Origin of the sequence: Oceaniovalibus sp. ACAM 378 (assembly GCF_008085915.1) — a bacterium.
GTDB lineage: Bacteria > Pseudomonadota > Alphaproteobacteria > Rhodobacterales > Rhodobacteraceae > Oceaniglobus.
In genome coordinates this window covers 58,242-79,503 of sequence record NZ_VSJK01000005.1, presented here as the reverse complement: position 1 = coordinate 79,503, position 21,262 = coordinate 58,242, and the positions used below count along the sequence as shown (strand labels likewise).

Sequence of the window (21,262 nt, the reverse complement as noted above, 5' to 3'; positions counted from 1 at the left end):
GTTGTTCCTTTCGTCTGGCGGTCGCGTCCGCCTTTTCACATTTCAAGCGTCAGGCCCAGTCGCGGCAAACGTATTTCACTTCGGTAAAGGCTTCCATCCCAAGCCGCGATCCTTCGCGCCCAAGACCCGATTGCTTCATCCCGCCAAAGGGGATTGGCGCGCCGGTCACCTTGGTGCGGTTCACCGCAACCATACCAAATTGCAACGCCCGGCTGGCGCGATAAATCCGCCGCGGATCCTGCGTGTGCAGATAGGCAATAAGCCCGTATTCCGTATCGTTGGCGCGGGTAATGGCCTGTTCTTCGGTATCAAAGGCGGCGATGGCGGCGACCGGACCAAAGGTTTCTTCGTTCATGATCTTTGCGTCCGGCGCCACATCGGCCAGAACCGTGGGCTGAAAGAACAGTGGACCGGCGTCGTCGCGTTTGCCACCGCACAGCAGTCGTGCACCGCCTGACAGGGCGTCCGCAATGTGCTCTTCTTGCTTGGCGACAGCCCTTTCATTCATCAGTGGTCCGATGTCGGGGTCGGTGATGCCCGGACCGATGGTGAGCGCTTTGGCCGCTTCGGCAAAGCGGGTGCAAAAGGTTTCGTACACATCGCGAGCCACGAAAAACCGGTTGGCACCAAGGCAATCCTGACCCGAGGTGGCGAATTTCGCCTTGATCGCCTCTTCCACCGCGCGGTCCATGTCGGCATCACCGAACACTAGAAACGGCGCGTGACCGCCCAGCTCCAACACCAGCCGTTTGATCGTATCGGCGCCCTGAGCATAGAGCAGGCGGCCAATTTCGGTCGATCCGGTGAATGACACAGCGCGCACGCGGGCATCCTTCATCCATGCCCCGACAACTTCGGGGGCATCGCCCGTCACCACATTGAACACGCCCGCAGGCAGCCCGGCCCGTTCGCCCAACTCGGCCAGTGCCAATGCCGAACATGGGGTTTCCGACGACGGATGCGCCACCACGGTACAGCCAGCCGCCAGCGCTGCGCCCGCCTTGCGGGTCAGCATGGCCGCGGGAAAATTCCACGGTGTGATCAGCGCGGCAACGCCAACGGGCTCACGCCAGACCTCGACCTCGGCATCGGGCAGGTGCGATGTGACACCCTCGATATTCGGGCGGCGTGCCTCTTCTGCGTAAAATTCAAGAAACGCCGCAGCATAGTCAATTTCGCCCCGAGATTCCGAGATCGGTTTGCCCTGTTCTGCGGTCATGATGCGGGCCAGATCCTCGCGATTTTCGATCATCAACTCGAACCAGCGGCGCAGGATCACCGAGCGTTCCTGTGGCAACAGGCCGGCCCATCCCGCCCAGGCATCCTGCGCGGCATCGACCGCTCGGCGGCTGTCTGCGGCGTTCAACCTGGCAACCTCGGCCAGCGTCGCGCCGGTTGCCGGATCGGTCACCTTCACCGTGGTATTTTCGGTGCCGGCCACCCATGCACCGCCGACATAGGCAAAACTGCGCGCCAATTCCGGACGTTGCAAAACCGGCAGGCCATTGGCAGGGGGCGGGGTTGGTTTGCTCATTTTTCGGACGTCCTCCTTGGTCTGATCGCTGTCTGCCGGGACAGGCTAACGCCGATCCTGCGCAGAAACGCCGGAATACGCGGGAATTGTCGCGAGGATCTGCGCCAATGAGAAAGGTTTGACGGGAAAACTCCGCCGTCTCAGTCCGTGGCGCTGGGGTGCAATATGTCGAAGGGCGGCGGGCTGTCCTTGATCGCCTTGGTCACGACATAGGTAAAGTATCGTGCCAACCCGACCCGTTCGGCCAAAATCACATCTATCAGCCGTTGATAACTGTCGATGTCGCGGGTGATGATTTGCAACAGATAATCATAGCCGCCGCCCAGTGCCCAACAGCCGGTAATCTCAGTGTGCCGTTCGATTGCCGCTTCGAAAATCTGGAACGCCGCTGCCTTGTGGCTGCTGAGTTCGGCCATAACAAATACAGTGACATGGGGGGCCAAACGGCGCAACGCGACCTCGGCGCGATACCCCGCTATGACCCCCGCACTTTCAAGGCGGGCAAGGCGATCACCGCAGGCACTGGCGCCCAGATTGACCCGATCGGCCAGCGCGGATTTCGAGATCCGCCCATCGGTGGACAGCACCCTGAGGATCGCGATATCGCGTGCGTCAAGTTTCAAAAAGCTCATGGCGAAGTGATGCGCAGGGGCAGCAGGGTTGTCAATTGTCATGATTTTGGCAATGGTGCCAATCATGACAAGTTGGCCACCAGACCCCGGCACGCTGAAACGTCCCGCCTATCGGTCGCTGGTCAAGGCAATCGAGGCGGCGATCCAGAACGGCGCCCTGAAAGCGGGGGAGCGACTGCCAACGCAGCGCAAGCTTGCCTATGATCTGAAGCTCAGTGTGCAGACTGTCAGCCGCGCCTATGGCAAGCTGATCGAGACAGGTCAGATCGCGGGCGAGGTCGGGCGCGGTACCTTCGTTCGCGCCGCCCACGATGAACTCAGGATGCCGTTTGTCACCCGCAAAACGTCGCGCGAGCTGTGGGACATGTCGATCCTGAAACCAGTGATCGACCATGCCCACGAAGAAGCCCTGCAGGACGTGTTGCGCAAAGTGGCCCGGTCATTGCCACGCTCGGTGCTTGATGGGTTCAGGACAGACTTTCGGACCGCCGCGGAACTGGCGCCGCTGAAGCGTTGGCTTGGGCTGTGCGGGTTGGACATGGGCGATGTCGCGGTGATTGCGACCAACGGCAGTACCAGTGCGATGACCGTCGCGCTGATGACAGCGGCGCAGCCCGGCGACCTGATCGTGACCGAAGATATCGGTCACCACACCCTGCGGCCTTTGACACGGTTCCTGGGGCTCAGGTTGCAGGGCGTCACCGTTGATGAAGGTGGGATTTGTCCGCAGGCCTTGGAGGAGGCGTGTCGCAATCAAGGCGTCAAGGCGGTTTACATCATGCCGAACGGTGCCAATCCACTGGCCTTCAACATGACCGAAAGGCGGCGCGCAGAGGTGGTGGATATTGCCCGGCGGCACGATCTTTTGATCATCGAGAATCAGGCCTGGGGCCCGCTTCAGGATGCGCCGCCGCCGCCTCTCGCGGCGCTTGCACCGGAACGGACACTGTTCTTCACCAGCCTGACGAAATGCCTGATGCCCGGACTGCGGGTTGGGTATCTGATTGTGCCGGATCATCTGGGCTCGGCTGCCGCGAACCGCCATCTGGTGTCCAACTGGATGACCACCGGCCTGATGACGGAAATTGCCGACCGTTGGTTGGCCGACGGTACGGCGGAAAAACTGCTGAACCGTCAGCGGTTGGCGCTGGGCGATCGGTCGGATTACGCGATGCGGACCCTCGAGGGGTTAAGCCACCGCACAAGCCCGAATGGCCTGCATGTCTGGATTGATTGCCGCGATGCACAAGAGGAAAACGACCTGATCGCGGCGACGCGCAGGGAAGGCGTCGCGGTTGCGCCTGCGGCCAGCTTTTCCATCGGCCCACATTTCCTTCACACGGGTATTCGGGTCGCACTTGGGGGGCAATCTTTCCCCGATTTTGCGCGCGGGATGCGGGTTATCGAGCGCGCAGCGCGACAATTGGCCGATCGCCCGATAAGTGCGTTAGGATTAAGGGCTTGAATTTTAATGCTAATATTGTTATGATCCAATTATCGCATTGACATGATTGCCCCAGCTTTAAATGATCCGGCAATCAGGACAATCCACAGGCCGCGGCCACCTGACCGTGTGCATTGGATATAAATGAGAGAGAAAGGGAGAACGATGGCTGCTTATAACACCGTTCTGGCAGGGAGCATCCTTGCCGTCGCAACCACAATCGCAGGGGTAAGCACGGTTCACGCCGACACCTGGCGCTATGCCTTTGAAGAGGCGAAAGACGAGGTTCAGGGCAAGTTTGCCCAGAAGTTCAAGGAAGAGGTCGAGGCCAATTCCGATCACGAAATTCAACTCTTCCCCTATGGCACTCTGGGTGAATCCGCCGACATAATGGAGCAGGCGCAGGCCGGCATCCTTCAGTTCGTTGACCAGTCACCGGGCTTTACCGGCGCGCTGATCCCCGAGGCACAGGTTTTCTTTGTGCCCTATCTGCTGCCGCAGGACGATCAGGAACTGTTCGATTTCTTCCGCACCTCGAAAGCGATCACCGAGATGTTCCCCAAGCTTTATGCCGAGCAAGGGCTGGAGCTTTTGACCATGTTCCCCGAGGGCGACGTGGCGATCACCACGCGCGAGCCGGTGAAATCGCCCGCCGATTTCAATGAGGTCAAAGTGCGGGTCATGACCAACCCGCTGCTGGTCGAAAGCTATAAGGCGTTTGGCGCCACACCGACTCCGCTGCCTTGGGGCGAGGTTTACGGCGCGCTTCAGACTGGCATCATTCAGGGGCAGGAAAATCCGACCTTCTATATCCTGTCCAACAAGCTCTACGAAGTCAGCGATTACATGACCTATATCGGTCACAACAACTTCACGACCGCGGTGATGGCCAATCAGGATTTCTTTTCGGGACTGTCGGATGAGGACAAGACGATGGTCGGTGATGCCATCGACGTCGCCTTCGAATATATCCTCGACTACCAGCAGGGTCAGACCGAGGAATCGATCAAGGGCATCATGGAAGCCAAACCCGGCTATACCGTCACAACCCTGACCGAAGAAGAGCGTCAGCCGTTCAAGGATGCATCGGCACAGGTCGAAGCAGCCTTTATCGAAATGACCGGCGACAGTGGCAAGGCGCTGCTGGAGCAATTCAAGGCCGACCTCGACGCCGTCAAGAAGTAAAAAGCACAGAACAGGGCCCCCGGCGCAGAGCTGTCGGGGGCCTTGTCGCGCAACCATTGCGACGGGACAACGCCGGTGACAAACGAAAAACAGGGCTCGCAACTGAAATCGCAAACCGACACCACCGGCACGGACGACGCGTCACTCGAAGTCTATAAATCCAGCCTGCCGGGGTTTCTGGGCACGATCGACACCTGGATCAGTAAGGTTGAATCAGTGATGCTCGCCTTTGGCGTGTTGCTGATGGCGGCAAATACCAGCGCAAATGTCGTCGGGCGGTTCGTCTTTCAAAGTTCGCTGTTCTTCTCGGAAGAACTGAACCGCATTCTGATAATCCTTATCACATTCGCCGGGATCTCTTATGCGGCGCGGCACGGACGGCACATCCGCATGTCGGCGATTTTCGACGCGCTGCCGGGCAGGGCGCGCAAATTCCTGATGATCGTGATTTCGTTGGTGACCGCAGTCTTCATGCTGGGGCTGGCATGGTATTCATTGCAATACATCCTGACTCAGGCGGGTCGCGGCCGCGTCCTTCCCTCGTTGCAGATTCCGGTCTGGCTCACGCTGGTCTGGGTGCCGGTCGGATTTTTCATGACCGGGCTGCAATATCTTCTGACCGCCATCAAGAACATGATCGAAAAGGACATCTATCTCTCGACCAATGTTCTGGAAGGTTACGACGACAACGAGATGGAGGTCTGAGACATGGCAATTTCGATATTCTCCATCATGATCGCCCTGCTTTTGCTGGGTTTTCCGATGATGATCCCGCTGATCGTCGGCGCCTTCGTGGGATTTTATACGCTGTTTGGCGGGTTCGGGCAGCTTGAAACCATGGTGCAGCAGATGATGGCGGGCATTCGGCCCGCATCGCTGATCGCGGTGCCGATGTTCATATTCGCCGCCGATATCATGACCCGCGGGCAATCGGCGGGGCGGTTGATTGATATGGTCATGTCTTTCGTCGGCCACATTAAGGGTGGGCTGGCGGTGTCGACCGCGGCGGCCTGTACGATGTTCGGTGCGGTGTCGGGATCAACTCAGGCGACCGTCGTTGCCATCGGATCGCCGATGCGGCCCCGGATGCTGAAGGCCGGATATAAGGACAGCTTCGTGCTGGCCCTGATCGTCAATTCATCCGACATCGCCTTCCTGATTCCGCCCTCTATCGGCATGATCATCTATGGCGTGGTCTCCAATACCTCGATTGCCGAGCTGTTCATCGCCGGGATCGGGCCGGGTCTGCTGATCCTTGTGATGTTTTCGATCTATTCGGTGATCTATGCGATCCGCAACAATGTCCCGACCGAAGAAAAGACCACATGGGGCCAGCGGATGAGGGCAGTTCAACAGGCGCTCTGGCCGCTGGGTTTTCCGGCGATCATCATCGGCGGCATCTATGGCGGCATCTTTTCCCCGACCGAGGCGGCAGCCGCCTGTGTGCTCTATGCGATCTTCCTCGAATTGATCGTGTTCCGCTCGCTGAACCTGCGCGGGTTGTATGAAACCGCGAAATCCACCGGCCTGATCACCGCCGTGGTTTTCATCCTTGTTGCGGCGGGGGCTGCATTTTCCTGGGTCATTTCATTCGCCCAGATCCCGCAGGCAATTCTTGGTGGCATCGGCATCGATCAGATGGGACCGACCGGCGTGTTGTTCGTCATCTCGATCGCATTCTTCATCGGCTGCATGTTCGTCGATCCGATCGTCGTCATTCTTGTCTTCGTGCCGATCTTTGCCCCGGTCGTTGAATCCGTCGGGCTTGACCCGGTTTTGGTGGGGACGGTGATCACGCTTCAGGTGGCCATCGGATCGGCCACGCCACCCTTCGGCTGTGACATCTTCACCGCCATAGCAGTGTTCAAACGCCCGTATTTCGAAGTGATCCGCGGGACACCCCCGTTTATCGTGATGCTGCTGAGTGTTTCGGTCGCGCTGATCTACTTTCCGCAGATCGCTCTGTTTCTGCGCGATCTGGCGTTCCCCAAGTAATCCGTCGAGGAGCCTCGAATGTTCACCCATATCCTTGCGCCCTATGACGGATCAAAGAACGCGGACCGTGCGTTGCAAAAGGCTGCGCAACTGGCAAAGCTAACCGATGCCCGCATCACCCTGCTGACGGTCTATCGGCATCATTCCATGCTTGAGGCTTCGCTTTCGATGGTGCGGGTCCACGATCCGGGCAGCATTGACGATGCCATGCGGGAACACGCCACCGAGGTCATTGTGCATGGAAAGAACCTGCTTCACGAGGCCGGCGCGCAGAATGTGCGCGCCTTCGTCCGCTCGGGCGGTCCGGCGCGTGCGATCAACGAATTTGCGGTGAAACATGGCGTCGACCTGATCATCCTGGGCAGTCGGGGACTTGGCGCATCCGGTGACGGATATTTGCTGGGCAGTGTGTCGCATAAGGTGACGGGCCTGTCGAAATGCCCGGTTCTTGTAGTATGATGGGCGATGACACCATGACCAGATCACCGCAGACCGAAATCATCGACTGCAGGCTTCGGGATCACTCCGAAGGTCCGCGACGATTGGGGGCGATCCTTCTTTCAACCGATCAGGTGTTCGAGACGGACGCGGCCCGTTTGCTTGACCGGGATCGGACCGCTCTGCATGTCGCGCGGATCGGGTTTGAAAATCCGACAACGCCCGAAAGGCTGCGCGCCATGGCGCCGGACCTGTCGCGCACTGCCGGATTGCTGGTGCCCGGAGCGGAACTTTCCGCGGTGGCCTTTGCCTGCACATCCGCTTCGGTCACCATTGGCAACGTGGCGGTCGCCGATGCCATCCATACCAGCCTGCCGGGCGTTCCCGTCGTGACGCCGTCGTTTGCCGCACTGGCCGGCCTGGCGGCGCTTGGCACGGGGCGTGTCGCGCTTCTTACCCCCTATCTGCCGGAAACGACCGAGCCGATGGCGGACTATCTTGCAGGGCAGGGCCTCGATATCATCAGAAGCGCGTGTTTCGCCCTGGAAGATGATCGCGACATGGCCCGCATCGATGACCACAGCATGATCGAGGCCGCCTGTGCGCTGGACGGTCCCGAGGTCGACGCGCTGTTCCTGTCCTGCACGGCCATGCGCGGCGTCGACGTGATCGACCGGATCGAGGCGCGGCTGGGCAAGCCTGTCGTCACCTCAAATCAGGCACTGTGCTGGGCGCTTGGCCGGATGGCCGGTCTGGACGGTCGACCCAAAGGTTTCGGGCGTTTGTTCGATTGCGCCCTGCCGACAGATTTTGCGCGTGGGATCGGCCCGTAACGAAGCAGGCGGAATGGCGAAAGTGACAGGGGGCAGGACATGACAACCTTCGAGGCGAATTTCACCAAGGGAGAATACCAGCGCCGTATCGTAAAGACCCGAAAGGCGATGTCACACAAGGGGTTGGATGCAATCGTGGTGTGCGATCCGTCCAACATTTCCTGGCTCTCAGGCTATGACGGCTGGTCGTTTTACGTCTATCAGGCGGTGATCCTGACCCATGAGGGCGATCCGGTCTGGTGGGGGCGCGCCATGGATACGCTGGGGGCAAGGCGCACGGTGTTCATGGATGATGATGCCTGCATTCGCGGTTATGACGATACATTCGTGCAGAACCCCGAAAAGCATCCAATGACCAATCTCGCCGGGTTGTTGAAAGAACTGGGGCTGGAAAAGGCGCGGATCGGCGTCGAGATGGACAACTATTACTATTCCGCTGCCGCCCACGCGACCCTTGTGCGCGAACTGCCCGACGCGCGTATTGCCGATGCGACGGCGTTGGTGAACTGGCAACGTGCGGTGAAATCCGAACGCGAGATCGAATATATGCAGCGCGCGGCACGCATCGTCGAGGTGATGCACGAACGTATCCTTGAAGTGGCCGAACCGGGGATGCGCAAGAACGATCTTGTCGCCGAAATCTATGCGGCGGGCATTCGGGGCGCCCACGGGTACTGGGGCGACTATCCTGCCATCGTGCCCATGGCGCCCTCTGGTCTGGACGCGACCGCGCCTCATCTGACATGGGACGACCGGCCGATGGAAACCGGTGAATCCACCTTCTTCGAGATCGCCGGCGCGCACCGTCGTTATCAATGCCCGCAGTCGCGCACTTTGTTTCTGGGCGAGGTGCCGCAGAAATACCGCGATGCCGAGTCCGCCGTTCTTGACGCCATCGAAGCAGGATTGGAGCAGGCCCAGCCCGGCAACCGGGCCGAAGATATCGCCAATGCCTTCAACGCCGTGCTGAACAAGGCCGGGTTCGAAAAGGACAGCCGTTGTGGTTACGCCATCGGCATCAGCTATCCCCCGGACTGGGGCGAGCGTACCATTTCATTCCGGCGCGGCGATATGACCGTTCTGGAACCCGACATGACGTTTCATTTCATGCCCGCACTCTGGCTTGATGACGGCGGGCTGGAGATCACCGAACCGATCCGCATTACCGAAACCGGGCATGAGTGTTTCTGCACCACGCCCCGCAAACTGTTCGTGAAAACATGACCGTCAGCCCCGTTTCCCCGACGATTCCGCTGGATGCCAAAGGCGCACACCACGGTTTTCTTCGTCTGCCCCACAGCCGCGACGACAGCGCATGGGGGTCGGTGATGATCCCGATCAGCGTGATTTCGGGCGGGCAGGGTCCGACCGCGCTGTTGACCGGCGGCAACCACGGCGATGAATACGAGGGGCCGATCGCCCTGCAGGACCTTGCCTCGACGCTGGATCCGGCGATGATCAACGGCCGGGTGATCATCCTGCCGATGATGAACCTGCCTGCCTTTGCCGTTGGGCGGCGCTGCTCGCCGATTGACGGCGGCAATATGAACCGCTGCTTTCCGGGCCGCCCCGATGGCACTGTAACCCAGAAGATCGCGCATTTTATCGCCACCGAACTGGTCCCGATGGCCGATATCGTGCTCGACTATCATTCGGGCGGGCGCACTTTGGATTTTCTGCCCTTTGCTGCGGCCCATATCCTGCCTGACAAGGGACAAGAGGCCAAATGCGTGGCGGCAATGAAGGCTTTTGACGCGCCCTATTCCATGCAGATGCTGGAAATCGACAATGTCGGCATGTTCGACACCGAAGTCGAATCCCAAGGTAAGGTTTTCGTCACCACCGAACTGGGCGGAGGCGGCACATCAACCGCCGCAAGCGTCGCTGTTGCCCGAAAGGGTGCGCGCAACCTTTTGATCCACGCCGGAATTCTGGAGGGCGCGCCGGAAACCGCGGGATCGGTCATGCTCGACATGCCCGATGCGCGTTGTTTCGTATTCAGTGAACACCCCGGCCTGCTGGAACCCATGGTCGATCTGGGCGCCACTGTCGAAGAAGGCCAGCCCATCGCCCGCCTTTGGCCCGCCGACCGCAGCGGCGCGCCGCCCCGGCAGCTTTGCGCGCGCCTGTCGGGGCTGCTGACCGCACGGCATTTTCCGGGGCTCGTCGCGATGGGCGATTGCGTCGGTGTCATCGCTCAGCCCAGGGCGTGACGAAATATCCTGCGTGATGACGAAATCCGCCCGACCTAAGTGTCGGGCGCGATCAGGCCCAGCCCGCGCAGATAGATGCCGATCCCGGTTTCCAGCAGATCCTCGGGCGGGAAAGGTGATTTCGTTCCCGGATTTCCGCGGGCAAACAGTTCGACCACCCCATGGGACAAGGCCCAGATGTGGGCAGAAAACATCTGCGGCGGCGGGCGTTTTTCGGGTGGGATATGTTCGGACAGCTTGACGGCAGCCTTTTCCAGCACCCCCATGGCCCGCGCCGCGACACGGGCGAGTTCCGGTGTGCGGTTGACTGAAATACCGGATTCAAACATCGCCACATAATGCCCGGGATGGCGGCGCGCGAAGGCCAGATAGGCGCGACCGGTCGCCTCGAATGAGGCAAGATCCGAAGGCTGCCCGCTGTCATAGGCGAAATCCATCAGATCGGCAAAGATTTCAAACCCCTGAGCGGCGGCCTCGGCGATCAGATCTTCTCGGCCCTCGAAATGGCGATAGACGGCGGCGGGGGTGACGCCGGCATTCTTGGCCGCCTCGGACAGCGTGAAACCGGTCGGCCCGCGGACGCGGATCAGCTCCAGCGCGGCTTCGACAAGCGCCTGTTTCAGGTTGCCGTGATGATACCCGCGTTTAACCATGCCAAAGGCCAGGGCCTCCGGCGATCTTCGGGTCGGGAGCTTCGACGGCATCGGATTTTCCGGCGAAATCAACGCGGTTCAGAACGCTTTGAATGCCGGCGATCCGGGCGCGTTTCTTGTCGTCCGACCGGATCACCGTCCAGGGCGCGGTTTCGGTATGGCTGCGATCAAGGGTTTCGCTGATGGCTTCGGAATAGGCATCCCAACGCTTCAGCCCTTCGACATCGATCCACGACAGTTTCCACTGTTTCAGCGGGTCGCGTTCGCGTTTCAGGAACCGGCGCAACTGTTCGGCCCGCCCGGCGTTCAGCCAGAGTTTGACCAGCGTGATCCCGTCATTCACCAGCATCTCCTCGAACTTGGGAACCTGAGCAAAGAACCGCTCCCGCTGATCGGGGGTGCAAAAGCCGAACACATGTTCGACCACGCCCCTGTTGTACCAAGACCGGTCGAACAGGACGATTTCGCCGCTGCTGGGCAAGTGATCGACGAAGCGCTGGAAATACCATTCGCCGGATTCCCGTGTGGTCGGCTTCGACAGGGCGACGACATGGGCAACGCGGGGGTTCAGGTTTTCGCGGAACCGCTGGATCGTACCACCCTTGCCGGCGGCATCGCGACCTTCGAACACCACGGCGATGCGTTTGCCCGTCAGTTTTACATCGGCCTGAAGCCGGACGAGGTTGAGTTGCAGGGCTTGCATCTGCGCCTCATAATCGTCGCTGTCCATCTCGCGCTTGTAGGGAAACGACGGATCGAGAACATCCTTCTTGCGGGCGTCGCGGATCGCCTCGCGCACGTCTTCGGGTGCTTCGTTGTCGTGGAACGCGCTGATTGCGCCGTCAAAGGGCAGGGACATGGCGGGCCTTTCGTTTCCTTTCGCGACCCTAGGACGCGACGCGGGTCAGCGCAATCCGGCCCTTTGTGCAGCGCGGTCGATGGCGGCGATCACCGCCTCGGGCGCGACGTGGTGCGGCATGTGTCCGACACCGTCAAGCCGGGTCAGAACCGCGCCGGGCACCTGTTTAACCAGCACATCCGAATGGATGTCGATCGGCACGATATCGTCCGCCGTGCCGTGCAAAATTTCAACCGGCAGCGTCAGTCCTGAATACCGTTTCGACATCTCGACCACATGGGGACGCAGCGAATTGACCTGCCGGGCGTTGGCGCGAAAACTGTCGCGGCGCAGCGTAAGACCCGGGCCGAGATGCTGCGCATAACCTTTGGGGGCCTGCTGGGGCGCAAAGACCGATTCAATCGTGTCGGTCACCCGGTCCTCGGGGGCGAACGCGGTGATCAGCGGGACGATACCCGCGCCGCCAAGGGGTGAGGCGGCGATGCCGTAGAGCAGACCCAATCCCCCCGGCCAAGGTTCGGATGCGGCGGAAACAGTCACCAGCGCGGCCGGATCATGGTTCAGCGCCCAAGCCAAGGCCACCGCACCACCATAGGAATGGCCCAACACCACAGGACGCGTCACGCCCAGCTGATATGCGGCGGATTTCAGAAACGCCGCCTGCTGGGCGGGACTTTCGGCGGCGGTGTTGGTTGCACCTTCGAACGCGGGCGAAATGTGGTCCGTGTATCCCAGACCGGGGCGGTCGAAGACCCAGACGCGGTAGCGGTCTTTGACCCGGTCGACGAAATCAAAGGTGAAATCCCGGGTGTTGCCGCTGGCGCCATGGATCAGGATCAGGTTTGGCCCGCGGGTGCCGGCGCTTACGTAATGCACGCGCCGTCCGTTCACCGTCAGGAACTTGCCCTCGGGGGGGAATGCCGCCTCGGACACGGCTTCGCGCCGGTCAGCGCGACCGTCGACGAGTACCCCGCACCCGGCAAGGGCAACAGCGGCGAACAGAAGGCTAGCGGCCGATTTCAGCAATGTCATAGGGTGTCGTCTGATAAATCCGGTTGATCCAGTTGCCATATAGAAGGTGCGCGTGGGATCTCCAGCGATTCAGCGGTTTTTGTGTTGGATCGTCACCGGGATAGTAATTTTTCGGCACGTTGATCGGGACATCCTGCGCGACATCGCGGTCATATTCCTGCTTCAGCGTGTCGCTGTCATATTCGAAATGATTAAAGATATAGAGCGCCCGATGGTCCGGATCCTCGACCAGACATGGTCCGGAATCCTCGCTCCCGAGAAGGGTTGTCAGGCCCGGTGCAGCATCGATTTCCGCCTGCTTCATTTCCGTCCAACGCGATACCGGGATCACGCATTCATCGGAAAACCCGTTCAGCAGCGGCGAGTTCGGGGCAAGATTGCGCTGGCGGTAACAGCCAAACGTCTTGGCCGGCAGCATGTGTTTGTCGACACCATGGAAATGGTTGATCATCGCCATTCCCCCCCAGCAGACGCCAAAGGTGGATTGCACGTTGGTCTGGGTCCAGTCCATCACCTGCTTCAGCTCGTCCCAATAGGTCACCTCGGTGAACGGCAGGTGTTCGATTGGCGCGCCGGTGATGATCAGACCGTCGAATTTCTCATCGCGCACGTCCTGAAACGGGCGATAGAATGTCTCCATATGTTCGGCGGCGGTGTTTTTCGTCTGATGTTCCGACATGCGGATCAGGTGCAGGTCAATCTGCAACGGCGTCGCACCGATCAGACGGGCAAACTGATTTTCGGTCTGGATCTTTTTCGGCATCAAATTCAGCAAGCCGATCTTCAGGGGGCGGATATCCTGACGGTCGGCTTCGGTTTCGTCCATCACCATGACGCCTTCTTTGCGCAGCACGGTAAAGGCGGGCAGGTCGGATGGCAGTTTTATCGGCATGATGACGGTCCTCGGGGCAGAGGTTTGACATAGGTGGTTGCGGCGCAACGCTCAACCCGCGCTGCGGTCACGATGGGGTCAGGCGGTACGCCGGTCGATGGCGGCTGCAATCATTGCGTCGAAATCTGCGGTGTCGCGCACCTGACTCACCTCTTCGGCGGTGACGCTGACGCCCCATGTGCGGGCCATGGCGGCATAGCGCGGTTGCCGGTGCGCCATCGCCCGCGCATAGGTCCAACGCACGAAGGCATCAGGATCAACTTCGGCATCTGACACATTGTTAACGCTCAGATATTCCTGCCAGGCAGGAATCAGAAAGTCAGGGTGATAGTACATCGGTTTTGGCGCGCGATCGAACCGACGGATCAGTTCGGCGGTATGCGCATCGGACCCTTCGATCCAGACCGGCAGCAGATGGGACGACAAAATCCCCATCACCGGGTCCTCAGGATCTTTCGGATCGACCACCTCACAAATCGACCCGCCGGTATCGCAGACAAAGTTGTCATAGCCATAAAGATCGGCGGCACGGACGATGAACGGCACACTGTCCATCAGCGCCTGTGTCTCTGCCTCGCGGTGCTGGCCCTGCCGGTGCAGGTATTCATCGAACGACAGACCACCCTTTTCAGGATTGCCCGGTTTACCAAGATAGGTCGACAGCGGCGCGAGATTGTCGAAGGTGATGTTCGATGCAACATAAATGCTGTCGGTCATCAGCAGGTCGCGCAGCAGTGGAACCTTCATTGCCTCACGCTTGAAATTGTCGGCGATGTGTTCGCCCATGTAGCGGGTGCCGATGCGGTAATCGATGGAATAGTGAAACCACCCCTGTGATCCGCGCAGCATGTTGGACAGATAGGTCTTGCCCAGCCCCGACATGCCGAACAGCATCACTCGTTTCGCTGGCGCGTCCCGCCATGCCGCCGCCGTTGGATAGATCATCGTCGCCCCCGCTTTACTGAGCATCCTCTAGCGTGGCTGTGGCGCCTTGGACAGGGGGGTCATGGGCGGACGGGTCTTCCGTCGACCGCCATTCAGGATAACCAGCCCCAGCGCCAACAGACCAAACCCGACATAGGCCGAGGCATGCAGCGTCTCGCCCAGCACGACGGCACCCAGAATTATCGCCACAGGCGCAACCAGCAGGGTGCACAGCATCAGGTTGCCTGCGCCCGCCATCGCCAGCACCCGGTAATACAACAGATAGGCCAGAGCGGTCGCCACCACTGCGTAATATCCGATCGCCAGAATCGTGTCGGTTTGCAGCGCAAGCGTGAACGGCCCGTCGATGATCCTTGCAGCTGGTATCATGATCAGACTGGCCCCGGTCAGCATGCCCGCGGCGGCGAGTTCGGGGCGCAGACCGCTCAGTCTCCGCCGCGCCCATGCCCCGGCAAACGCATAGGACAAAGTGCCCGCCAGCACCGCCAATTGTGCCAGCGACCGCAGATCAAAACCGCTGAGCGCATCCAGCCCGATCGCGGTGGCCACCCCGAAGAACCCCAGTCCCACACCGACAGCCCGACGCAGGGTCAGTTTTTCATCAGCAAACAATGCGGCAGCCACCAGAACGCCGAAAATCGCCGTCGACGCGTTCAGAATCGATGTCAGACCGGTCTCGATGGTCAATTGCCCCCAGGCCATCAGTGAAAACGGGATCACGTTGTTCAGCAGACCCATGACCAGAAACGCGCCCCAGATACGCGGATCGCGCGGCAGGGCGATGCGACGCAGGGCCACAACACCCCAGAGGATCAGCGCGGCCCAGCCGACCCGGTGGGCCACTGCCGTCGCCACCCCTACCTCGTCCAGCGCGATGCGGATCGCGAGGAACGAACCGCCCCAGATCAGCGACAACGCGAACAGCTCGGCCCCGGCGCGGGGTGATATGGTTTTCTGGATATTCATGCTGCAGAGCTATCAAGATGTGGCGCGCGGAACGATCCGATTCCTGCGCGAACGGACATAAAAAAAAGGCCCCGGTGCGAAACCGGGGCCATGGAACTGGTTAAAGAAGTAAAATCAAAACTTGTAGGCAACTTTGACACCAACCCCGAGAGCGTGGTTGTTCGTGAAACTGGAGAAAGTCGTGCCAGGGGGGAAGGGCAGCGGGGCTTCGGTGCTTGTGCCGCCCAGATCGACATAGCGCAGGCCGCCTGTGATCTCGAAGCTGTCCTGTTCATATGTCACGGCCAGGCCGATGGATTTCTGACCGTCCGTCGGCCCGAGGTTGCCCGAGAACCCACCCACTGGCTCTTCATAGCCAAGGATGACGGCGCCCGACCAGTTTTCATTGAACCGCCGACCCAGCCCGAGGGTGAAGGTGGTCGTGTCGCCGTTGTAATCCACCAGCGGCCGCCCACCGGTTGCAACCATATAGCCGGCCGGTGCGATTTCGAACGCCGTCCAGTCGACCCAGCGCGCCGAGCCGAACAACAGCGTGTCTTTCGCGATGCCGGTTTGAAATTCGAGGTTCACCGATTGCGGAATCTCAACGTTCAGTGGCAGCGACGGCACGCTGTTCTCGGTGATCGCGAATTTGTGCTTGATGGCGGAGATATAGGTCAGCGAGACCCGCAAAGCGATATCCGGCTTTTCATAGGCGACGCCCAACAGATAGCCGTAATCGGTCTCTGTGCTGGTCCGCAACTGATAGCCATTGAACAGAGACACATTGCCCTTGGTCCGCATGGCCCGCAATCCGCCGATCAGGCTGACGTTGGAGGGCAGGGTGTATTTCGCCATTGCGGTCACGGCGTTTGAATCCAGCGTCGCTGTCGACCCGCCATAGAGATAGCCGGTGGCAGCCGGGTAATTCACGTCCGCACCGATCGGTTGATCCAGAACGACGGCCAGTGAAAAACGATCGTCCAACTGGGTTTTAACGCCGAGGTTGAAGGTCGTGTAATCACCGGTCATATCGCCTGACGACGCGCCGATAAGCGATCCCGGTCCGGCGTTGACACTCTGGGTGCCGCTGACTTTGGGGGCCACATGTCCGAAGGTCAGTTCAGCATAACCGCCCTCTTCGAACAGGATGGCGGTGGATTGCGTCGAGCGTTCGACACCTGCGGCATCGGCGCTGGGAACCTGACCGGCCACGGTGAAAAGCAGACTGCCGATTGCGACCGCTGCGAATTTACTCATCAAAACTCCCCCCATGCATCCGTCTACTCATACAACCTTGACGAAAGTTAAAATCGGGTCAATTCTTGACGCGCCGTCATGATATTTTTATCAGTATAGCGTCATTTGCGCCGCGATTTGGTGTCGGTCCAGATGTTGAGATAGTTGGCGCCAAAAATAATCGCCGCGCCGATCAGAACATAAATATTCAGCGGCTCGCCATATGCGAGCATTCCGATGATGGCGATGACCGGCAGGCGCAAGAAATCGAACGGCATCACCATCGTCGCAGGTGCAAGGGTCAGCGCCTTGGTCAGGCACAAATGGCCGACCAATCCGGCGATTGCCACCAGCACCACCCAAGGCCAGAGCGGCGCAGAGGGCAGGGCGAGATCCCCATCACCCGCGGCGGTTATCAGCCCGAATACCAACTGCATCCCAGTCAGCCAGAACAGGATACAGGTGATCGACTGATCTCTGGTCAGCATTTTGGTAAAGATCGCAGATCCGGCGAAACCGATAGCGGCCAGCGCCGCAGCGATCAGACCGGGATCAAGGCTTGAGAGATCCGGGCGGGCGACGACCATGATTCCACCGAATCCCACCAAGGCACAGAACAGTTTTGTCGCCGTAAGCCGTTCACCCAGAAACAGCGGCGCCGCCAGCGTGACCCAGAGCGGCGAAGAAAACTCCAGCGCGAAGACCTGCGCCAGCGGAATCGTGGCGATCGCGAAGAACCACAGATTCTGGCCAAAAAAATGGCACAGGTTACGGATGAAATGCAGGCCCAGCCGATCGGTCCGGATCTGATTGATCGTCCCACCGGCAGAGGCGATAGCGATCACCAGCGCGAATCCGATCAAGGACCGGTAAAACATGATCTCGAAGGTATCGAGTTCGCCGGACAGGCTGCGCCCGCCCACGGCCATGGACGAAAACGCCACAATGGCGCCGATCATCCAGATGGCAGCTTTCAGCGGGTGGTATTGAGTCGGATCAGGGGTACCAATACCCCGGATTATTCCCACTCGATCGTGCCCGGAGGCTTTGACGTGATGTCATAGGTGACGCGGTTGATCCCCGGCACCTCATTGATGATCCGCGTGGCGGTTTCACCAAGGAATTCATGGGTGAACGGGTAATAGTCCGCCGTCATCCCATCGACGGATGTGACCGCGCGCAGGGCACAGGCGAAATCATAGGTCCGCCCGTCGCCCATCACGCCAACGGTCCGCACCGGCAGAATTGCAACGAATGCCTGCCAGATCTCGTCGTACAAGCCGTGTTTGCGAATCTGATCGATATAGACGGCATCGGCGCGACGCAGGATCACCAGCTTTTCGCGGGTAATCTCACCCGGGCACCGGATCGCAAGGCCGGGTCCGGGGAAGGGATGGCGGCCGATAAAGCTGTCGGGCAGGCCCAATTCCCGGCCCAATGCGCGCACCTCATCCTTGAACAACTCGCGCAGGGGTTCGACCAGTTTCATGCCCATCTTCTCGGGCAGACCGCCGACATTATGGTGACTCTTGATCGTCACCGACGGCCCGCCGCTGAAGCTGACGGATTCGATCACGTCGGGGTACAGTGTTCCCTGGGCCAGAAACTTGGCGCCGCCAATCGCATCAGCATGTTTCTGGAACACGTCGATGAACAGGCGGCCAATGATTTTTCTTTTGGTTTCCGGATCACTTACACCGTCAAGTTCACCCAAAAACAACGCGGATTCATCGGCGTGGATCAGCGGCAGGTTATAGTGTTCGCGGAACATACCCACGACCTGCTCGCTCTCGCCTTCGCGCATCAAACCGTGATCGACATAGACACAGGTCAGTTGATCGCCAATCGCCTCGTGGATCAGCACTGCGGCGACGGACGAATCGACGCCGCCAGACAGGGCGCAGATCACCTTTTCACTGCCCACCTGATCGCGGATCGCCTGCACCGCCTGTTCGCGGTACGAGCGCATGGTCCAGTCACCGGTGAAACCGGCAATCTTGATGAAATTCTCGAGCAGCGTCTTGCCGTTCGGGGTGTGGTGGACCTCGGGATGGAACTGCACCGCATAAAACCGCCGGTCAGTGTCAGAGATCACCGCGAAGGGCGCGTTCGGCGACGTGGCTGAAACCTCGAATCCCGGCGCAATCTTTGCCACATGGTCGCCGTGGCTCATCCAGACCTGTTCGCGATTCTCCAGGAACCAGCCTGTAAGCAGGTCGGTCTTGTGATCCGTCGTCGTCACCCAGGCGCGGCCAAATTCTGCAGTGCCATGGCCGCGCAGAACCTCGCCGCCCAGCATTTGCATCATCACCTGCTGACCATAACAAATACCCAGAACCGGCACGCCGAGTTCAAAAACCTGTTTCGGCGGGCGCGGCGAATCCTTGTCGATCACCGAGGCCGGGCCGCCCGACAGAATCACCGCCCGCGGCGCGAATTCAGCCAGCAGGGCTTCGGTCACGTTCTGGAACGGGTGAATTTCACAATACACGTTCAATTCGCGCAGGCGGCGCGCGATCAGTTGGGTCACCTGACTGCCGAAGTCGATGATCAAAAGGCGTTCGTGTTCGGGTGCTGTTGCGATATCGTTCATGTCCGGGGGGATAGGGCAGGGCGCGCAACCTTGCAAGATGGTGCGGGTTGCCAGGCCGGAATTTGAGTATTTTTGCAAAGAAGAAGCAGCGGCGTCGTTTCTGTCGCTTAAGTGGCGCAATCCGGCGACGGCGGAAGGCGCGCCGCGGCTAGGCAGGGATAAGGGATCGAGGAGATATGTGATGAGCGAGACACAGGCGCCCCGGCGGGTTCGGGGAGGCGGCGGTGCCGCGCGGCGGGCAGAACGCACAGCGGTGCGGATCGAAACCGCACGATTCATCGAACGGCAGATCCCGAACCTTGAGATTCTCAACGCCGAGGCGATCGAGATCATTGAAGCGAATGCGGAACGGCTGCTCGCCGAGATCGGCGTCAATTTTCCCGAGAACCCCGGCGCGTTGGAGCTCTGGCGGGCTGCAGGGGCCGAGGTTGACGGAGAGCGTGTGCGCATTCCGCCGGGATTGGCCCGTGCCCTTTGTGCCACCGCGCCGTCGAAGTTCACGCAGCATGCCCGCAACCCGGAGCGCAACGTCGAGATCGGCGGGAACAGTCTGGTGCTGGCGCCGGTTTATGGACCGCCGTTTGTGCGGGATGCGGCGGGGGGGCGTCGCTATGCCACCATGGGCGATTTCCGCAATTTCGTGAAGCTGGGCTATATGTCGAAGTGGCTGCACCATTCGGGTGGCACGGTGTGCGAACCCACGGATGTGGCGGTGAACAAGCGGCATCTGGATATGATCCACGCCCATATGACTCTCAGCGACAAACCCTTCATGGGGTCGGTCACCGAACCGTCACGCGCACAGGATTCGGTGGATATGTGCAGTCTGCTGTTCGGGGCGGATTTTGTGCAGGCCAATACGGTCATGACTTCGCTGATCAACATAAACTCGCCGCTGACCTTTGATGCGACGATGATGGGTGCGCTTGAGGTTTACGCCGCGAACAATCAGGCGGCGATCATTTCGCCGTTTATCGTCGGCGGTGCGATGGCGCCGGTATCGGTGGCGGGTACGCTGACGCAAGTTCTGGCCGAGATCATGGCCGGCGTCGCCTATTCGCAACTTGTGCGCAAAGGCGCGCCGGTGATTGCCGGGGCTTTTGTCACCTCGATCGATATGAACAGCGGCGCGCCCACCTTTGGCACACCTGAGGCGGCACAGATCACTTATGGCACCGGACAGTTGGTGCGCCGTCTTGGTCTGCCGTATCGCAGCGCGGGCGCGTTCTGCGGATCGAAACTGCCCGACGCGCAGGCGGCCTATGAATCTGCCAACAGCTTGAATTTAGGATTGCTGTCAGGTGTCAATTTCATGCTGCACGCCTGTGGCTGGCTTGAGGGTGGGCTGGTGTCATCTTATGAGAAATTCGTGATGGATGCCGATCAACTGGGCGTGCTGCACGGCTTGGCGCGTGGCGTGGATATCACTGAGAACGGCCAGGCGATGGATGCGCTGGCCGAAGTCGGGCCGGGGGGGCATTTCCTCGGCTGTGCGCATACCCAGGCGAATTTCAAATCCGCGTTCTGGCGCAGCGATCTTCTGGACTATAAGCCGTTCGAGACCTGGGACGAGGAAGGCGCCCGTGACACCCAGGCGCTGGCGACCGTGCGGGTGGAAAAGCTGCTGAACGATTATCAGCAGCCTGCGATGGACCCAGGCACCGCTGAATCGCTGGAAGATTTCGTGACCCGCAAGAAGGAATCGATGGAAGACGCATTCGGTTGAATGCGTCCATTGTTGGATTTTTTATGAACCGTCGGGAACCCCATCGGTAACCGCGCGTTTGAAATATAGGATCAAGGCGCACCAAAACGAAAAGCGGCCCCGAA

General features: G+C 60.0%; 20 protein-coding genes. 9 read left to right on the top strand and 11 right to left on the bottom strand.

Features of this window, described 5'->3' with window-relative positions; translation table 11 throughout:
* Positions 1 to 49: 49 nt before the first annotated feature.
* Together FQ320_RS07960 and FQ320_RS07955 are read right to left on the bottom strand one after the other, a co-directional pair.
* Positions 50 to 1,534, bottom strand: coding sequence for an NAD-dependent succinate-semialdehyde dehydrogenase (locus FQ320_RS07960; protein ID WP_148471186.1), 1,485 nt, complete (start codon positions 1,532 to 1,534; stop codon positions 50 to 52).
* 140 nt (positions 1,535 to 1,674) lie between these two features.
* Positions 1,675 to 2,157, bottom strand: coding sequence for an Lrp/AsnC family transcriptional regulator (locus FQ320_RS07955; protein WP_222861588.1), 483 nt, complete (start codon positions 2,155 to 2,157; stop codon positions 1,675 to 1,677).
* A gap of 73 nt (positions 2,158 to 2,230) precedes the next feature.
* Between FQ320_RS07955 and FQ320_RS07950 the strand changes: the two genes are divergently transcribed.
* From FQ320_RS07950 to doeB, 8 genes are all read left to right on the top strand, one after another.
* On the top strand, positions 2,231 to 3,631 hold the full coding sequence (locus tag FQ320_RS07950; protein ID WP_255509418.1) for a PLP-dependent aminotransferase family protein: 1,401 nt from the start codon (positions 2,231 to 2,233) through the stop codon (positions 3,629 to 3,631).
* Between the two features lie 144 nt (positions 3,632 to 3,775).
* Entirely contained in the window at positions 3,776 to 4,795 is a 1,020-nt protein-coding gene (gene dctP, locus FQ320_RS07945; RefSeq protein WP_148471184.1) for a TRAP transporter substrate-binding protein DctP, read from the top strand.
* A gap of 102 nt (positions 4,796 to 4,897) precedes the next feature.
* Positions 4,898 to 5,500 (top strand): TRAP transporter small permease, encoded by a 603-nt coding sequence (locus FQ320_RS07940; RefSeq protein WP_148471361.1) that lies wholly within the window; start codon positions 4,898 to 4,900, stop codon positions 5,498 to 5,500.
* 3 nt (positions 5,501 to 5,503) lie between these two features.
* On the top strand, positions 5,504 to 6,790 hold the full coding sequence (locus FQ320_RS07935; protein WP_148471183.1) for a TRAP transporter large permease: 1,287 nt from the start codon (positions 5,504 to 5,506) through the stop codon (positions 6,788 to 6,790).
* 18 nt (positions 6,791 to 6,808) lie between these two features.
* Complete coding sequence (locus FQ320_RS07930; RefSeq protein WP_148471182.1) at positions 6,809 to 7,249, top strand: universal stress protein; 441 nt, start codon at positions 6,809 to 6,811, stop codon at positions 7,247 to 7,249.
* A 14-nt stretch (positions 7,250 to 7,263) separates the two neighbouring features.
* On the top strand, positions 7,264 to 8,061 hold the full coding sequence (locus FQ320_RS07925; RefSeq protein ID WP_187393816.1) for an aspartate/glutamate racemase family protein: 798 nt from the start codon (positions 7,264 to 7,266) through the stop codon (positions 8,059 to 8,061).
* Positions 8,062 to 8,100: 39 nt separating this feature from the next.
* Positions 8,101 to 9,285, top strand: coding sequence for an ectoine hydrolase DoeA (doeA, locus tag FQ320_RS07920; protein WP_148471180.1), 1,185 nt, complete (start codon positions 8,101 to 8,103; stop codon positions 9,283 to 9,285).
* Positions 9,282 to 10,274 carry a N(2)-acetyl-L-2,4-diaminobutanoate deacetylase DoeB gene (gene doeB / locus FQ320_RS07915; protein ID WP_148471179.1) on the top strand — a complete coding sequence of 331 codons (993 nt, stop codon included), beginning with the start codon at positions 9,282 to 9,284 and terminating at the stop codon, positions 10,272 to 10,274. Before doeA ends, doeB begins: the two co-directional genes overlap by 4 nt.
* 35 nt (positions 10,275 to 10,309) lie before the next feature.
* Here the strand turns inward: doeB and FQ320_RS07910 are convergent, their stop codons facing one another.
* From FQ320_RS07910 to guaA, 9 genes are all read right to left on the bottom strand, one after another.
* Positions 10,310 to 10,927: a TetR/AcrR family transcriptional regulator gene (locus tag FQ320_RS07910; RefSeq protein WP_148471178.1), complete on the bottom strand. Its 618-nt coding sequence runs from the start codon at positions 10,925 to 10,927 to the stop codon at positions 10,310 to 10,312.
* Positions 10,920 to 11,786: a polyphosphate kinase 2 gene (ppk2, locus tag FQ320_RS07905; RefSeq protein WP_148471177.1), complete on the bottom strand. Its 867-nt coding sequence runs from the start codon at positions 11,784 to 11,786 to the stop codon at positions 10,920 to 10,922. The genes FQ320_RS07910 and ppk2 overlap by 8 nt, the downstream gene beginning before the upstream one ends.
* A gap of 45 nt (positions 11,787 to 11,831) precedes the next feature.
* Positions 11,832 to 12,818 (bottom strand): alpha/beta fold hydrolase, encoded by a 987-nt coding sequence (locus FQ320_RS07900; RefSeq protein WP_148471176.1) that lies wholly within the window; start codon positions 12,816 to 12,818, stop codon positions 11,832 to 11,834.
* Complete coding sequence (gene metA, locus FQ320_RS07895; protein WP_148471175.1) at positions 12,793 to 13,710, bottom strand: homoserine O-succinyltransferase; 918 nt, start codon at positions 13,708 to 13,710, stop codon at positions 12,793 to 12,795. The genes FQ320_RS07900 and metA overlap by 26 nt, the downstream gene beginning before the upstream one ends.
* A gap of 78 nt (positions 13,711 to 13,788) precedes the next feature.
* The gene (locus tag FQ320_RS07890; RefSeq protein WP_148471174.1) at positions 13,789 to 14,655 is read right to left on the bottom strand and encodes an ATPase; all 867 of its coding nucleotides are present in this window, start codon (positions 14,653 to 14,655) and stop codon (positions 13,789 to 13,791) included.
* Between the two features lie 27 nt (positions 14,656 to 14,682).
* Entirely contained in the window at positions 14,683 to 15,621 is a 939-nt protein-coding gene (locus tag FQ320_RS07885; protein WP_148471173.1) for a DMT family transporter, read from the bottom strand.
* Between the two features lie 114 nt (positions 15,622 to 15,735).
* A complete protein-coding gene (locus FQ320_RS07880; RefSeq protein WP_255509417.1) occupies positions 15,736 to 16,860 on the bottom strand; it encodes a hypothetical protein in 1,125 nt (374 codons plus the stop codon).
* 101 nt (positions 16,861 to 16,961) lie between these two features.
* On the bottom strand, positions 16,962 to 17,849 hold the full coding sequence (locus FQ320_RS07875) for a DMT family transporter (RefSeq protein ID WP_255509434.1): 888 nt from the start codon (positions 17,847 to 17,849) through the stop codon (positions 16,962 to 16,964).
* Between the two features lie 8 nt (positions 17,850 to 17,857).
* Positions 17,858 to 19,432 carry a glutamine-hydrolyzing GMP synthase gene (gene guaA, locus FQ320_RS07870; RefSeq protein ID WP_148471171.1) on the bottom strand — a complete coding sequence of 525 codons (1,575 nt, stop codon included), beginning with the start codon at positions 19,430 to 19,432 and terminating at the stop codon, positions 17,858 to 17,860.
* A 181-nt stretch (positions 19,433 to 19,613) separates the two neighbouring features.
* Here guaA and FQ320_RS07865 point away from each other — a divergent pair, with 181 nt between their 5' ends.
* The gene (locus FQ320_RS07865; protein ID WP_148471170.1) at positions 19,614 to 21,158 is read left to right on the top strand and encodes a trimethylamine methyltransferase family protein; all 1,545 of its coding nucleotides are present in this window, start codon (positions 19,614 to 19,616) and stop codon (positions 21,156 to 21,158) included.
* The last annotated feature ends 104 nt before the right edge of the window (positions 21,159 to 21,262 follow it).

Excerpts from the sequence above, each read along its gene's own strand:
- FQ320_RS07910 (WP_148471178.1), bottom strand. The coding sequence starts at position 10,927 with ATGGTTAAACGCGGGTATCATCACGGCAACCTGAAACAGGCGCTTGTC.
- doeA (WP_148471180.1), top strand. The coding sequence starts at position 8,101 with ATGACAACCTTCGAGGCGAATTTCACCAAGGGAGAATACCAGCGCCGT.
- guaA (WP_148471171.1), bottom strand. The coding sequence starts at position 19,432 with ATGAACGATATCGCAACAGCACCCGAACACGAACGCCTTTTGATCATC.
- FQ320_RS07960 (WP_148471186.1), bottom strand. The coding sequence starts at position 1,534 with ATGAGCAAACCAACCCCGCCCCCTGCCAATGGCCTGCCGGTTTTGCAA.
- FQ320_RS07950 (WP_255509418.1), top strand. The coding sequence starts at position 2,231 with ATGACAAGTTGGCCACCAGACCCCGGCACGCTGAAACGTCCCGCCTAT.
- FQ320_RS07935 (WP_148471183.1), top strand. The coding sequence starts at position 5,504 with ATGGCAATTTCGATATTCTCCATCATGATCGCCCTGCTTTTGCTGGGT.
- FQ320_RS07890 (WP_148471174.1), bottom strand. The coding sequence starts at position 14,655 with ATGATCTATCCAACGGCGGCGGCATGGCGGGACGCGCCAGCGAAACGA.
- FQ320_RS07925 (WP_187393816.1), top strand. The coding sequence starts at position 7,264 with ATGACCAGATCACCGCAGACCGAAATCATCGACTGCAGGCTTCGGGAT.
- doeB (WP_148471179.1), top strand. The coding sequence starts at position 9,282 with ATGACCGTCAGCCCCGTTTCCCCGACGATTCCGCTGGATGCCAAAGGC.
- FQ320_RS07900 (WP_148471176.1), bottom strand. The coding sequence starts at position 12,818 with ATGACATTGCTGAAATCGGCCGCTAGCCTTCTGTTCGCCGCTGTTGCC.
- FQ320_RS07865 (WP_148471170.1), top strand. The coding sequence starts at position 19,614 with ATGAGCGAGACACAGGCGCCCCGGCGGGTTCGGGGAGGCGGCGGTGCC.
- dctP (WP_148471184.1), top strand. The coding sequence starts at position 3,776 with ATGGCTGCTTATAACACCGTTCTGGCAGGGAGCATCCTTGCCGTCGCA.
- FQ320_RS07885 (WP_148471173.1), bottom strand. The coding sequence starts at position 15,621 with ATGAATATCCAGAAAACCATATCACCCCGCGCCGGGGCCGAGCTGTTC.
- FQ320_RS07880 (WP_255509417.1), bottom strand. The coding sequence starts at position 16,860 with ATGAGTAAATTCGCAGCGGTCGCAATCGGCAGTCTGCTTTTCACCGTG.
- FQ320_RS07930 (WP_148471182.1), top strand. The coding sequence starts at position 6,809 with ATGTTCACCCATATCCTTGCGCCCTATGACGGATCAAAGAACGCGGAC.
- ppk2 (WP_148471177.1), bottom strand. The coding sequence starts at position 11,786 with ATGTCCCTGCCCTTTGACGGCGCAATCAGCGCGTTCCACGACAACGAA.
- metA (WP_148471175.1), bottom strand. The coding sequence starts at position 13,710 with ATGCCGATAAAACTGCCATCCGACCTGCCCGCCTTTACCGTGCTGCGC.